This window comes from Gottfriedia sp. NPDC056225, assembly GCF_042267765.1.
Classification (GTDB): Bacteria; Bacillota; Bacilli; order Bacillales; family Bacillaceae_G; genus Gottfriedia.
Genome location: NZ_JBHJTJ010000001.1, coordinates 421,810 through 437,750 on the forward strand (window position 1 = coordinate 421,810; position 15,941 = coordinate 437,750).

At 34.7% G+C, this 15,941-nt stretch carries 5 protein-coding genes; all 5 read right to left on the reverse strand.

Going from position 1 to position 15,941, the window contains the following annotated elements:
- Positions 1-147 precede the first annotated feature (147 nt).
- The 5 genes from ACFCYN_RS01965 to ACFCYN_RS01985 all read right to left on the reverse strand — a co-directional run bounded on the left by ACFCYN_RS01965 (position 148) and on the right by ACFCYN_RS01985 (position 15,288).
- A complete protein-coding gene (locus ACFCYN_RS01965) occupies positions 148-1,647 on the reverse strand; it encodes a malate:quinone oxidoreductase (RefSeq protein ID WP_172446541.1) in 1,500 nt (499 codons plus the stop codon).
- A gap of 570 nt (positions 1,648-2,217) precedes the next feature.
- Positions 2,218-10,527 carry a S8 family serine peptidase gene (locus tag ACFCYN_RS01970; RefSeq protein WP_375947180.1) on the reverse strand — a complete coding sequence of 2,770 codons (8,310 nt, stop codon included), beginning with the start codon at positions 10,525-10,527 and terminating at the stop codon, positions 2,218-2,220.
- A 405-nt stretch (positions 10,528-10,932) separates the two neighbouring features.
- On the reverse strand, positions 10,933-12,327 hold the full coding sequence (locus ACFCYN_RS01975; protein ID WP_375947223.1) for a WD40/YVTN/BNR-like repeat-containing protein: 1,395 nt from the start codon (positions 12,325-12,327) through the stop codon (positions 10,933-10,935).
- 221 nt (positions 12,328-12,548) lie between these two features.
- Positions 12,549-14,627, reverse strand: coding sequence for a HAMP domain-containing sensor histidine kinase (locus ACFCYN_RS01980; protein WP_375947182.1), 2,079 nt, complete (start codon positions 14,625-14,627; stop codon positions 12,549-12,551).
- A complete protein-coding gene (locus ACFCYN_RS01985) occupies positions 14,602-15,288 on the reverse strand; it encodes a response regulator transcription factor (RefSeq protein ID WP_172446544.1) in 687 nt (228 codons plus the stop codon). The genes ACFCYN_RS01980 and ACFCYN_RS01985 overlap by 26 nt, the downstream gene beginning before the upstream one ends.
- Between the last annotated feature and the right edge of the window lie 653 nt (positions 15,289-15,941).

A 15,941-nucleotide genomic window follows, 5' to 3' on the forward strand; every position in this document is an offset into this window, starting at 1 on the left:
CTCTTTTTTAAATCCTGAACCCCTTTTTAGAAATTTTCCGAAAATTTAAATCGACATATTTCATCATTTTTCTATGAACTGGCTTCTAAATAACAAAAAAAGAACCTCTAATCAATGTCCATTAAAGGTTCCTAGTTATTTTAATAATTAGCTATAAACCAATTCTTTTTGGATTAGCCCTAGCGTTTTTGATGTTGAAGCTTGAATTTCTTCTAAAAGCTCTCGGTTGTCTTCTAATGAAATGCCAAATGAAGGAATCATTTCTTTAATTTTAGGTACCCACTCAATCATATGCTGCGGGAAGCATTTTTCTAATACTTCAAGCATTACATGAACAGCAGTTGAAGCACCAGGTGAAGCTCCAAGCAATGCAGCAATTGTTCCATCTTGTGCACTAACAACTTCAGTACCAAATTGGAGCGTGCCTTTACCAGCCGCCGTGTCTTTAATAACTTGTACACGTTGACCAGCAACGACGATATCCCAATCTTCGCTCTTAGCGTTCGGAATAAACTCACGTAATTCTTCGATGCGCTTTTCATTTGATAGTAATACTTGTTGAATTAAATACTTCGTTAATGCCATTTCTTTAACGCCGGCTGCTAGCATCGTCATTACATTATTTGGTTTAACAGAACTAATTAAATCTAAATTTGAACCAGTCTTTAAGAACTTTGGTGAGAACCCAGCAAACGGTCCAAATAATAATGACTTTTTATTATCAATATATCTTGTATCAAGATGTGGTACAGACATCGGTGGAGCACCAACTTTGGCTTTACCATAGACTTTTGCATGGTGTTGTTCAGCAATTTCTGGGTTGTTACATACTAAGAAAAGTCCACTAACTGGGAATCCTCCGATATGCTTTGACTCAGGAATACCAGTTTTTTGTAGTAAAGGTAGACTTGCTCCCCCACTTCCGATAAAAACAAATTTTGCAGTGTGGTATTCTGTTTTACCGGTGTTAAGATTATTAACCTTTACACCCCAAGAGCCATCGCTAGTACGTTTAATGTCCTCAACACTATGTTTATAGTTTATCTCAACATTATTGCTTTCTAAGTGCTCAAACATCATACGTGTTAAAGCTCCAAAGTTAACGTCCGTTCCAGAGTCTATTTTTGTTGCCGCTATTGCTTCATTAGATGTGCGTCCTTCCATGATTAGCGGGATCCATTCTTTTAGCTTTTCAGCGTCTTCTGAGTATTCCATTCCTTTAAATAAAGGATTTTTAGAAAGCGCTTCAAAACGTTTCTTTAAAAATTCCACATTCTCTTCACCTTGTACTAAACTCATATGAGGGATTGGCATGATGAAGTCTTGTGGATTACGAATCAAATTGCTATTTACAAGATAAGACCAAAACTGTCTTGATAGTTGAAACTGTTCATTTATATTTATTGCCTTACTAATATCTACAGATCCGTCAGCTTTCTCAGATGTATAGTTAAGTTCACATAATGCAGCATGTCCCGTACCCGCATTATTCCATTCATTAGAGCTTTCTTCGCCTGCTTTTTCTAATTTCTCAAATACTTTGATTTCCCATTCCGGTGCTAATTCTTTTAGTAATGATCCCAAAGTCGCGCTCATGACTCCGGCACCAATTAAGATAATGTCTGTTCTAGTTTGTCTGTTGCTCATAATAACCTTCCTTTTCCCCTTTATTTGCAAAAAAGTAGGTTTTCCTGCTTAGGTGTCACAAAAAGCAAGGCACCACCTAGGAACATACCTATTCTGTCTGAATCATATTTTAGTAATAGTATAACACATTTAATTGGAATTTTAATTATAGTATATCACTATTTAATTATATCGCATTAATAGTATATTTCTATTACTATTTGCTAAAAAAAATTTTTTTATCTTTATCTGATAATTATAAACTATTTAAAGAATGTACAAAAGTTAAATATCTATTATTAAGGTCTTATCTTACAAAAATAAATTCTAAAGTCCTACTGTTTATTTCCTCAAGTATATAAATAGTATCGCATATCCATCATATGACTTGCATACGGTTTCAATTATCCCATAAATATGTTGCTTATTATTTCAGAATCATTTAATCAACCTTAAATTCAGTTTAATTTCGTGCCGATTATGAATTAAACTGTATAAAAAAATAGACTGCCGAGAAGGTCCCGACAGCCTTATTCGGCTCAAAAGAGCCTTTTTTGTTCTTCACTTGAAAAATTTTTTCAAATTATACTCTTATTTTTTCTTAAATGTTACGTAGATTGAATGGTCTTTTGTTACATTTTTAATTGTATACGTGTTATTCGTTACTTTTACTTTAACACCGTCTACTTTTAACGAAGAAATTACATAACCTTTCTTCGGTGTAATTTTGAACGTTTTGCTTGATCCATCAGTTATTGAAACTTTTCCGATTGGGCTAATCGTTCCGTGCTCACCTGAAGTGACTTTAATAGTATGGACTTTCTTCTTGAACGTTACACTAATTGTATGATCTTTCGTCACGTTATTAAAAGTGTATGTGTTGTATGTTAGTTTTGTATTCACTCCGTCAACTTTAAATGTAGCTACCTCATAACCTGTTTTCGGCGTGATTTTGAATGTTTTAGCTGTTCCTTCACCAACTGCAAGTCTACCATTCGGACTAATTGATCCATTACTTCCTGCAGATGCTGTAATTGAGTGTAGGATTTGCTTGAACGTTACACTAATCGTATGATCCTTTGTTACATTCATAAATGTGTACGTATTGTTTGATAATTTTGCACTTGTACCATCTACAGTAAACGTAGCTACTTGGTAGCCTTTTTTCGGTGTAACTGTGAATGTTTGAGCCGCTCCATAATTCACAGAAACATTTCCATTAGGACTGATTGTGCCATTGCTTCCTGTTGTAGCTTTGATTGTGTGTACAATTTGTTTAAATGTTACGCTAATTGAATGTTCTTTAGTTACTTTCGTAAATGTGTACGTATTGTTGATTAGTTTAGCATCTTCACCATCTACTTTAAACGTTGCAACTTCATAGCCTTCGCTAGGCGTAATATAAAACGTTTGATCTGTTCCATAATTCGCTGTAATTCTGCCATTTGGACTAATTGTTCCATGGCTTCCGGCTGTTGCTGTGATAATATGAACGATTTGCTTGTACGTTACATTAATTGAATGATTCTTCGTTACATTCGTAAATGTGAACTCGTTATTTGTTAATTTTACTTCTTGTCCATCTACTTTAACGCTTCCAATCTCAAAACCGGTATTCGGTGTGATTTTAAACGTTTGATCCTTACCATGTTTTACCGCAACGAAGCCGTTCGGATCGATTGTTCCATTACTATCAGTTGTTGCCGAAATCAAATGTGATAAATCATCACTAATAATAATCGTAAATGAAGTGTCAACATAACCATTCGCTGAAATTGTAAACTTATAATCACCTAGATCCTTAAATAAAGATCTGTCAGCAAATGTCAATTCATTAGCTGTAAGAGTGTACTTACTAGAATCAACCACTTTTCCATTTAATGAAACAACTGGTGATGCTGCAAGCCAATCTGAATCTTGTCCATGACTAATTGTAATCGGTGTATCTTCTTGAATATAAGCAATTTTTGAAACAAACGCTGGTGGATTGTTCTTAACTACTTGTGTAACTGTCGTATCTGGGAAGCAGAACGCTGTAAACTTAATTTCTTTATTTCCAGTTGCCGGGAATGCACTACCTGGAAGTGTAATCGTAATATTCTTATCATCTGAAGAAATCGTCGAATCCGCTTTAACTGAAACTCCTCCTACAGAAATATCACCTGTTGCTGCTTTTGTAGCATTTGCCCATCTCATGTTTTCAGCGTTGTTAGGTACAGTAATAATGACTGACTTGCCAACTCCACTTGGTATCAAATTAGGCGTTGGCGCCGTTCTTTGAACAAATGGTTGTGCAATTGTAATTGGCGCAAAGTAAGGCGATACGAATTTAACATTCTTATTACCTGCAGCTGTATTCGATTGAGTAGCATATCCGTCAATTGTTACTGTCCCAGTACCATTTTTTACAGTAGATGTTACATAAGGTTTTACTGATGTAACTGATGACATTTGAACAGTAACGTCACCATTATCAATTGATTGATCAGATGTTGGTGCAAGTAAAATTGAACTTCTCCATAATGGATTATCATCACCAGTTATTGAATAAGAAATGCTATCACCAAACTGTGGTGTTCCTGCAGGTGCCGAAAGCGTAAGTGCAGGTGCAGTTTGAGGCGTAACAGTTACATTTGAATTATTGTCTGCATAACCTGGAGCTAAAATAATTAAACTCCTTGAAACTGCAGATCCACCGTTTGTTCTTACTAAATCATACGGAATCGTTAATGTTCCCGCAGCCTCATTGATGACAACACTTGTTTTAATTGATGGTGTCGATGAACTACCAAATTTGATCGTACCACCAGACTTCACTGCAGCAATCCAATCGGATGCAGTTGTACCTGGATTAAATGTCATTACTAAGTCTTTACCTGCATAAATAGTACCTGTAGGACTTGTAAGTGTTACACCTTGTTTATAAAAAGGCTGAGCAACTGACATTGTAGTATAATTTGCAGCTATAACACTTATAGTAACGCTTCCTGGTGCCGTAATTAGTGATTTATCAATCTTTATCGGCGTTCCAGGTGCACCCACTGTAATATGACTAGCTTCAAAGTCTGCTCTATTAATCGTAGTGCTACCAACTTGAATAGCTGAAATTGCATCTCTCCACGCTTGGGTATCGTTTGTAGCGCCAACTCCAATCGAAATTGGGTTTAAATTACTATCATTAAAGTATCGATTTGGATCAGCTGTTAATGTTGGAGCTGCGAACGCATTAATTCTTTGTGTAAATAAATAAGTTGCGTAATTGTCTGCCGCAAGCTCAATCTTCCAATCACTGAATCCTCCACCTGGATTCGCAATTGATGGTGATGAGAAAACGCCTGCTGGAATTGTAAAGTTAAATGTTGTCGCATTTGCTGGTGTCACCTGATTAAATAGTCCAGCAAGTTCAGCTCCCTTATAAACTTTAGCAACATTACCATTTGGATTAGTTATAGTGATTGAAGTAATGTTAGGCTGCCAACTATCACGATAATGTGCAGCTGTTGATCCTGTACCATCTGTACGACTAAATGTTAATGTTTTTCCAATTGTGTTAACATTATTCGGTGCAGTTAACGAAAAACTATTACCTATGCCATCTTGCATCTTGAATTTCATTACTCGATCCATATACCCAGGAGCCTTAAACACAATTGTGTGAACTCCTGTTTTTGCGAATAGCGATGGATCAAATTCATATTGTCCTTTGTTTGAGACAACATTTTCAAAAATTGAATTTGTGGAAACTCCGTTGTAATTATTCTTTGCCGTTTTACGATCAACGCCATCAATTAAGATTTTTCCACCATTGCCATCCAATGCTGCTCTCCAAGCTGTATCATCTATTTGTGTAATTGTAGTAGCCCCAGTTGTTATTTCTGGAGTTTTATAACTAACAGAGAATAATTGGAACGGATTTACTTTACCGTAATATACAAAAGCTGTGCTATCGCTTGTTTTGATATATGGTACTGGTTTTACAACCGTGTTAAATGCTGTTAAATCAGAACCACTTGGTATCTTACTAAATCCTGTTAGAGTAATATCTTTGCTAGTAGTTGTTGCTATTTTTCCTGCTAAATCTGTAGCATTTGGAGCAGTTGTATTGTATTTGCCAAAGTTTTTGACGATATATTCAAAATCCGAGTAATCAATTGAACCGTCAAAATTAATGTCCGCTGACCTTGTATAAGTTGATGGTGTCGCGACATAAGCATTGTAAGCAGTGCTTTCTGCTTCAATGTCCTTCATATCAATCACATCATCGCCATTTACGTCACCAGCTAGCATAATAGCATTAGGGACAGAATAATTTCCTCCTGCTGCATATCCATACTGACCTGCTGCGTTTATAGCTATTGTTCCATAATAAGTTAAATGACCTGGCATTTTCATTGTAAAGCTGTAAGGTTTCGTGCCAGCCTGTATAGGTAAATCAGTTCCGAATAAACCAACCTGATTAATACCTGGATTTGCACTTGAAGGACTAGTTGTTGCATCTTGAATATTCTGTATTTTAGAAGTAACTCCACCATTGTTAGGATCCTCAAATTTAATCTCTACGCCAGATCCATCTGCCGTTATAGGGGTTGATCTACCAAATACACCCGCTGTAGCATAGTTTTGAAAGCCTTCTGGTCTAATACTTCCACTAACATATGCCCCACCTTTAACGAATAGGTGTTTATCTAGGAAAGTTGGTACTCGGTCTGATCCATTTTTTCCGCCACTAAACGTTGTAATTTCCGGAATTAAGGCAGATCCTTGAAGCCACATCGTATCCAATCCAGCATCATTTGTTACTTTGTATTTAATTGTAAAGATAGGCATTTCTTGAGCAACACCATTGCTCATCGTATCTGAAGAGTTTAATACTCCTTTAGCTTGAACATTTTCTGGTAAATTGAAATTCAAAATATAGTCATCATTAATGTCAGCACCTTTATGAATCCAATTTTTATCAGTTGTGATTCCTTTTGATGCTAAAAATGCTTTGTATTCATCACTAAAGTCAATATCCAAAATAGCTGCAAATGGAAGCTCATCGACATAGAACTTTGCTCCAACAAGGTTTTTAGGATATTTAACAGATAATGTTGATTTAAAGTTATCACCTTTAGCGACCAATGTCTTATCAGTAAGGAACGCTGGGTCAACCCCATTTAATGTTGTTGATCCTGGTGAATCAAGACGTGCAAATCGATTAACTACATACTCGTTACCTTTTTTAACAAAGTAATAATATTTACCTTGAGTTTCAAGATTACCTGCAAATGAGTAATCTTCAGGGTAAATTCTGAACTGTACACCATAGTTTTCTTTATAAGGGTCAGCAGAAGTATTCACAAGGTCTTCTTTAGATACACCAAATTTGAATGTTCCATCATCTTTCATAGGAGTAAAATAATTGACGTATGGTGCAGAGTTTGAGTCCCCTAGCATTCCATCAATTTTCCCTAAAGCTTGGCTTACTTTTGTATCTGTATCATAATTCGGTGGTGCGGGAACCTGTGTATCATGTCCAACGTTTTTCATATAATCAACGTTTGAATCGTAAGCTTTTCCTGAGAACCATTTTAAAGCACCGTCAGTCGAAGGACCATCAGCATCTATTTCATAAATTCCTGGTTCACTACCTTTATCCATATCTAATGTAGGAGCGTGGTTATCTACATAAACTGTGCTATTTTTCTCATATAGCTGTCCACTTGTTGCGTCCATTGCACGAGCTTGAATGATGTATCCACCTTCTTCAACTACTTTTTGAGTTGATAATATTTGAGTAAGCTTAGTAGTAAGGTTCGGATCATCTTTAGAAATAGGAGCACTATAAGGGTAGTAAGTTCCATTAAGTAAAAATGGTGCAAAAACTGTATTTCCTAGAGTTAAAAGATTTGGATTTAAAGTACCAATAAACCCTACATATTTAGTTCCAGTTATATCCATTACGTAAAGTTTAAGGCCAAAAGAAGGGTCAATTGGACTTTTCACTTTTATTTCTCCCCAAGATTGTGGAGTAATAGCAAACGTATTCGGATTAAATTCTTTGTCCCCGTTAAGTGTAAATGCCTTTCTCTGAACTCTGAAATCTACACCTCTACTTTGAATGTTAATAGCAAGAGGTAAACGATAAGTTTCAGAAGGGCTTGCTGAATTTCCAAAGTTAATATACGCCTCATAGTATCCACTTGCTGCTGAAGCAGGGGCTGTGAATTTTACTGTAAGATGAACCGTTCCACCTGCGGGAACAGTGACTGAATTTATTTCTGTATCAGGTGATGTTGCGTTACTTATGCTAATTTTAGCGCCTTCTTTTGCACCATCTTGTCCTTCATTGACATACGTATCTTTAAAGAAAGCACTAGATGAATTAAAAGTCTTCGCAGCAGAACCATTATTAGTTATATACAGGTCACCTGTTTTCGTAACAGATCCGTCTACTGAACGAGACGTGTAGCCAAACGAAAATGAACCCGTTGTATTTGAAATACTAACGATATTAGAACTAGATGATGTATCAGTTGATGTACGGGACTGAACATAATCTTTAACTTTAAATTGCATATCCGTGTGCACAGCTTGATATGGATCTGATTTACCAGAACCGATTTGGAATACACTTTGTTGTGTACTGATAGGATCTGCAGTTGCCATCAGAGCCGTTTTAACATCCTCAGGTTTATAGTTCGGATGAGCTGACAAAATTAATGCAGCCATACCAGCAACGTGAGGAGTTGCCATTGATGTACCTGATAAAGTTTGGTAATTATTTGTATAATCCTTACTATTTGGTTCCCAAATATCATAAGGAGCTGTTGAGAAAACATCTACGCCAGGCGCAACAATGTCAGGTTTAATCGCTACTGAACCCGTTACAGGACCTGTCGAGCTAAAGCCCGCAAGTGTATTACCACCCATTGCGAAGTTTCCAGCGTTTGAAACAGAGATTGTTTTAATCGTACCGCTCTTAAATGCATTATAGAATTTCGTACCTTCAGTTGAGTTTAATTGTAATGTGTAAACTACACCACCCACAGTACCAAAATAAAATGGATAATAACCTTGGTCATCGACAAGAAGATCTGGATTATCATTTGGTGTATACACAATCATAGCTTTAACATGCTCTGCAGCTGCATACGACATAAGTTCGTTCATGGCTGCGCCACCACGTTTAACTAATACAACTTTATCTGCAACACTGATGTTTTTATTTCTTAAATCATTGTACCAAGCAGGAGTACCATACCCAGCATCTACTAGGTCATATTTCGTTGTACCACTAAGCTTCGTATTCGTTTCCGTGAAATCTCTTCCGATTATACGTGAATTCACTATTGAATATGAATCTTGTCCTGATGCTCCATAAGAGTGAATGTCAAAGGTAGGAACTTGTTTTGGATAAGTAATTGCTCCTACTGTAATTGCCTTTGCTGAAGCAGCTGGAGTTCCTAGTGTTCCTACAGACGGACCACTATTACCAGCAGCAATAACAGCTGTTACACCTAGGTCGGTAACATTGTTTATCGCAACTGCATTTGAAGTCAATGAATCGTTATAATTTGAACCAAGTGATAAGTTAATTACTTTACACCCATCTTTATACGATTGTTCGATTCCAGCGATAACAGCTTCATCGCTTCCGCCGTGAGGACCTAAAACTCGGTAAGCATATAATTGTACTTCTGGTGCAACTCCTCTAACTGCGTATGGAGAGCTACTTCTTGATTGACCCGCAATCGTACCCGCAACATGAGTACCGTGAGAAGTAATATAGCTATGGTAATCTGTTGGAAAGTCTGGGTCTTGTTGATTAGGTGGAAGTGCATCATTTGCTTGCTTCGCTTTTAACCAATCAGAATAAACTGTTTCCATTGGGTCATTGTCATTATCTACAAAGTCGTAACCACCTTGATACACGCCAGCAAGATCAGGGTGGTTATAGTCAATACCAGTGTCAATAACGCCGACTTTAACGCCTTTACCTGTAATATTTTCATTTTGTAAATCATGAATTTTTAACCAATCAAGAACTGGTGTTTCACCTGATTGTGGGCCCTCTGGACCTGGAGGTGGAACTGTACCTGACTGTTGTTCAACTGAATTTCCTGATACAGTTTTATTTTCAGAAGCAGAATTGCCAGTTGATTTTGCATTTGTACGATCTGAACTTATTGATGGTAATAAATTTGAATTTGTTTTTTTATCTGAAGTCTTTCCGTCACCAGTTACACTTGCTGAAGCCTCAACTGGCTCGGAAGCAGGGATTGGTGCATATTTAATATTTTGATAAACACTCTTTACATATGGGAGTGCCAATAAATCATTAAGTGAGCTTACTGGAATTTTTACGGCTACACCGTTAAATACTTGTGAAAACTCTTTTCCCAATTTAAAGGTGCTAGTTTCACCAGTAGCTTTTACTTTTTTAGACTCATTGTTTACGAAACTTTTAAAACTACTATGAGTCAAGTCAACGGCTATTTGGGCACTTTCTAATGTTACATCTGAGCTTTGTTGATTAATCGATTTACCAGATGACGCACTTTTTTGTTGATTTACCATTTGAACTGGGGCTGGATCAACATTAAATTGGACAATCAAATCTAATTGTTTAGATGAAGTTAATAGTTTGGGATCAAACTGAAGTTTTTCTAAATATAAATTTTGCAGGTCTTGACCTTGAGTTAATTCAGCCTTGCTACCCGTTCCTTCTAACACAGTCTGAATTGTTTTTTCAGCCGATCCACCTGTCATGGCAAACGTCGGTACTGTGTATCCTAGCAACGTAGAAGTTGCAAGAAAGGTTGACATGATCATCTTTTTCATTTTACGATGGTTCATTTCTTTTTCATTTCCTTTCTTTTTATAATTTATAGATTTAAACTCTACTCCCCTAACCACTTTTCCCCCTTTTAATAACGGAATCTTAATAGTTTTAAAAATATTGTGACAAATTACCTGCCATTCTTCATTATAATTGGGTGATTTATAGACAGTAAATTGGGGTAATTGGGTGTAAAACAAATAGAAAAATTTGTAATATTTTGTTAAAAAATTTAAGTAATAGCCTTGTTTTCATTGTTTTACTTGCGTATATTCATAGAATGGGTTTGGGGGAATTCGTCAGATGTTATTCTACAAATTTTTTAGACTTACATTATTTGGATTAAATTAATAATTATTAATCTCCTTTTGCATTTTTCTTCGATTTTCACTTTATGACCTACTCTCAGAACAAGAAAAGACCTCTCCATTTTTATGAGAGGTCTTTTCGCGTTTTTAATCTAACTTTTTATCTACTACAATCTATTTTTTAACTTCTTTCACGAATTTCCATGTTCGCCCTTTATCCTCTGATTGATAAAGTTCACTACTATTACCGTTATAATCTCCATCTGCACCTTGACCAACTAACATACTTAAAACTCCATTCGTCTTAAAAGGAATACTTGGCGTATCAAAAGGTTTCATAGAATGCCCATTATCTAACTTTACTTCTTGAAGTGTATAATTTACTTTTTTGAAAGAAATGCCCCCATCGTCCGTTCGATACAAAGCACCTTCATTACCAGAAGGATTAACTGCTCCTAAAAATCCGAGCTTGTCATCAAAAAAAACGATGCCAGAAGCTCCTCCAACTGTTCCACTGTATGGGTCATTATTAATAACAGTCCATGTATTTCCGCCATTTGTAGTTTTGCTTAATGAATAAAACGTGCTTCCCAATGCTTTATCTGCAACATTTAATCGGTATCCGATCTCTTTAGATTTAAAAAATTGTTCATTTGTATTTGTTGTCTCAATTTTCTTCTCATTAGAATGGTCTTGGTTAGGAGTAGTAGATGCCTTACTCCAATTTGGATTACCGATAAAATTATACCTAGCCGGTGTAATCACTTTTTCACTTCCAGGTACAAATAAGGAAACTGTATATCCTATTATTTCGGAGCTCGTATTTTCCAAACTAAATTCTTTTCCATCTTTATCAATATTAATAATTCCGCTTGTATTATATCCCCAATTTCTTTTACCATAGTAAACTAACCCGTACTGACTTTCGTTCCATTTACTAACTGCTTGTTTAATTGGAATCACTTTAACGGTTTCAATTAATGGCTCTAACAGTTTGTCATCATTATAATTAGTACCTGCATACCCGTTTAAATGTATCGTAATCCTGTCTGATTTGTTTTTGTTATAAGATATTAGGTAGCTTTCTTCCTTTCCGTTATCACTTTTACCATGAACAAATGTATCAAAGGATGTGATCGTCCCATCTGAATTAAACTTAAGGGAAAAGTTATTTACCATATATAGCTTTTCAGGTAAATTTTGTTTTTTCTTTATGTCTTCAAAAATTCCTTTTACGCCATATTTATATAAATTGTTTTGATCAAATTTAACTGACCTTTCGTTTTTTAACCGTTCGATATACCATGCTAGTTTACCGTTATAATTTGTTCCACTTTTATAAATGTTTATTCCATATAACAATGTGATTGAGATAAACAAGATGATAGACAAGTATGTCCATGCCTTTACATTAGTCAGTTTATTAGGTTGATATTCGCTATTTTTTATCACTTTAATAGTAGTAAATAAAATGGTCGATAGTAAAATGATTATGGCGAGAACGAAAACAGGTAGATTTTTATTGAGACCTCCGAACTTGCATATTAAAGCTAGCTTTTTTCCAAACATCCAGTATCCAATTAAGAAAATTGGATTTGTTAGTAATGATCTGAGTATTCTTTTTGCGTTGCTCCTCAATATGTACTTCCCCCTTTACCTGAACTTAGTCATTCTATTCGTCCATTTTAAGTATACTTTGTTTTCTGAGTTGTTTGCATGATTCGCGATTATTGTGTTGTCACATTGAATAACAAAAAAACACTCCATATTGACATATGGAGTGATAAATCTTACATCAAATTATTATGTTTAGGGATTTTAATCTTCGCCTTAAATAAATCGCCGTCAACTTGAATTGAGAACTCTCCTTTTTGAATTTCAATTAAGCTTTTAGCGATTGAAAGTCCTAGTCCACTTCCTTGACTATTTCTTGATTCATCGCCTCTTTTAAAACGTTCCATTAGTTCATCTGCAGATATGTTTAATTCATATGCCGATATATTTTTGAAGGTAAGTAGAATCTCATTACCCATATCTTCAATATCGATATATACTCTTGATCCTCTTAATGCATATTTAAAAATATTGGATAATAAATTTTCTACGGACCTCCATAATAGCTTACCATCCGCTGCAGCATATAGCTTATCTTGAGGATGGTTTATTTTAATAGATAAATCTAATGCCTCAACTTTGGCATTAACTTCGCCTAACCCTTGGGTTATAAGCGATAAGACATCTATACGCTCAAGGTTAACCGGAATTGTACCGCTAGAAGCCTTTGCTGCCTCAAATAAATCATTCGTTAACAACTTCAATCTTTGCGATTTTTGATCTAAAACTTCAACATATTCTTCAATTTTTGCCGGGTCCTTTTCCTTTTTCAATAAATCTACATACGTAATAATTGAAGTCAAAGGCGTCCTAATATCATGTGAAACATTTGTAATTAGTTCCGTCTTCATCCTCTCACTCTTTAACTCTCGATCAACCGCTGTTTTCAAACCATCTGTAATGCTATTAATATTACTAGAAAGATTTGCAAACTCGCCTTTTCCATCTATCTCTATACGATGATGAAAATCCCCTGCCTTTATTTGCTCGACACCTTCTTTAATCGCATTAAATTTTTTTATTTTTTTATTTGTAAACCATGCGGCAATTCCAATCGTGATTGGGAACATAAAAAACGTTAAGGCAATTAAAACTGGATAACCAATTACAAGTAATACAGTCTTAACACCAGTACTCCCATTGCTATATACATCCCTAAAAAATAGGAAAAGTTTATTTAATAAGTAATAAATTAATGTGTGTTTAATGATTGTTCTGTTTTTACAATGCTTTATAATCGATAAAATCAAAAGAAGCGCTATGATTGAGAATGGAATCGTTAAATAGAAAACCAATTTATTAATAACCGCTATTGTTAAAGGCTCTATTAATGCAAACCAAGATATTATTAAGGATGCCAGAAGCACGATATTAATATCATTAAACATTAGATCGATTACATTTAAATGTACCTCGCGATCTTTAAATGATTTTCTACCAATAATGAGTGCTAAATAAACGAATGATACTAGAAATCCTATAATAGAGCCTATGAAAAAATAAAAGGATTTCGTCGCAATTGCTTTATTTTCTTTCCACTCTTTTATTTTTTGATCTAGAGCACTCTGTGTGAATCCTATCGATACTACTGTATTTTTGGGATTTAACTGACTGAAATCCTCGCTGATCCAATTAAAACGTTTATTTTGTTCAATTGTAGTCGGATAAATTTCTCTTTTATAATTTTTGTAAATTATATAGGAAGGACTTGTTTTAAATTGTCCTTTTAACGTATTATTTGTGAATTCATTAACACCATCACTTCCGTAATATAGTAAGTCCTCTTTCTCAGCTAGTGCTTGCAATAAATTATGATAATTTTGTAGACCATCTGTTATCATCTGGCTCTTTACTTGATTAATTTCTTTTGCATCGGCTTTTTGAAAATTTTTAAAGTTTTCTTCTTCACTTAAATTTGGGTTATATAGGTTCGATTGCGCCGTAAAATCCGAATATAAAGATTCTTCAATTGACCTTAAATCCTCGTTACTGATTGCTCCACCCTTTAAAATATTCTCTTCACTTTTATACTTATTAACTAACTGAGTTAGGCTACTAAAAATTGGCTCAACCTCTTGCAAATAAGATTTACTAAGGAAGTAATTTTCCTCAAAAACGATTCCAAAATCATCATCAGTTAAAGCCGCTACGTTTGCAATAGACTTAAGTATGCTTGAAAAAAATAGAATGACAATTGCAAAAACGATTATTTTTGTTGTTAGCGAGTGACTATATTTTTTCGACCTTATATCCAACTCCCCACACCACCTTTAAATATTTTGGTTCTTTAGGATTTATTTCAATCTTTTCTCTAATTTTTCGAATATGGACCGATACTGTATTTTCTGGATTAAAGGCTGTTTCGTTCCATACTCGCTCATATATTTCTTCAATAGAAAATACTCTACCAGCATTTTTAGTCAGGAGCTTAACAATCTTATATTGAACTGGAGTAAGATGGACAATCTCACCATCAACTGTAATGATTTTACTTTCATCATCAATTACAAGACCACCGCTTTGATGAATATTAATTTTTGCCTCAAAACTTCCTAGGCTCGTGTATCTTCGTAGTTGCGATTTAACCCTTGCAATTAGTTCTAAAGGATTGAACGGTTTTGTTATATAATCATCCGCACCTAAATTTAAGCCTAAAATTTTATCCGAATCCTCAGATTTTGCCGAGAGCATAATGACAGGTACTTTAAAATTCTCCCTAATCTTCATCGTTGCTCTAATTCCATCAAGCTTAGGCATCATAATATCCATTATAATAAGATGAATTTCTTGGTTTTCGATAACTTCTAGCGCCTCTTCTCCGTTATAAGCCTTGAACATTCGATAACCTTCGTTTTCTAAATAAATGCAAATAGCTTCTACAATTGACTGATCATCGTCACAAACTAATATGTTCATATAAGTTCTCTCCTATCTATTTTTTTAAATTTGTATCACCTCTTTATTTTAGATGTTAAGAAGATGATATCAGTTAAATCTTAATAACTTCTCGATGCAAATCTTAAGATTTTCTTATGATTATTAAAAAAGATAGATTTATCCATTTAAAAACCTCTTTAGATTTCTAAGAGGTTCCACACACTACTGATTGTTGCCATACTCCCCTACTTTGCTCATAGCCTACTAGGTTAAAATCATTGCTTTATTGCGATCAAATTAAAGAAGTTGTTACTTCTTCTTGATGAATCTCGTTCTATTTTTTGCCGTAAAAATAGTCCATGTCCACATTAATTTACTTAATAAAAGAAGTGGAAAAGTTTACTTAAAATTAAAACTTTTCAAAAAAATATTATGATATTGTGTAAATAGGCAAAGTAAATCTATGGAACAAGTAGAAGTGAGTATGTTGTGTGAACATGAAAGGGATGCATACTTTTAGTTGGAGTTTTTTCTAAAGCTCACTAAAAGAAATGATGGATTTGAGCTATATTTTGAGGAGGTGCTAAAGAAGTTTTAGATTCCTTCATGTAGATCAATCTTACTTTACATTAGTAATGATTTTTTTTTGCCTTATTTAAGTAAATATCCTACTACCCATAAATTGTACAATT

Coding starts and splice junctions, on each gene's coding strand:
- ACFCYN_RS01965 (WP_172446541.1), bottom strand. CDS start 1,647: ATGAGCAACAGACAAACTAGAACAGACATTATCTTAATTGGTGCCGGA.
- ACFCYN_RS01975 (WP_375947223.1), bottom strand. CDS start 12,327: ATGTTTGGAAAAAAGCTAGCTTTAATATGCAAGTTCGGAGGTCTCAAT.
- ACFCYN_RS01985 (WP_172446544.1), bottom strand. CDS start 15,288: ATGAACATATTAGTTTGTGACGATGATCAGTCAATTGTAGAAGCTATT.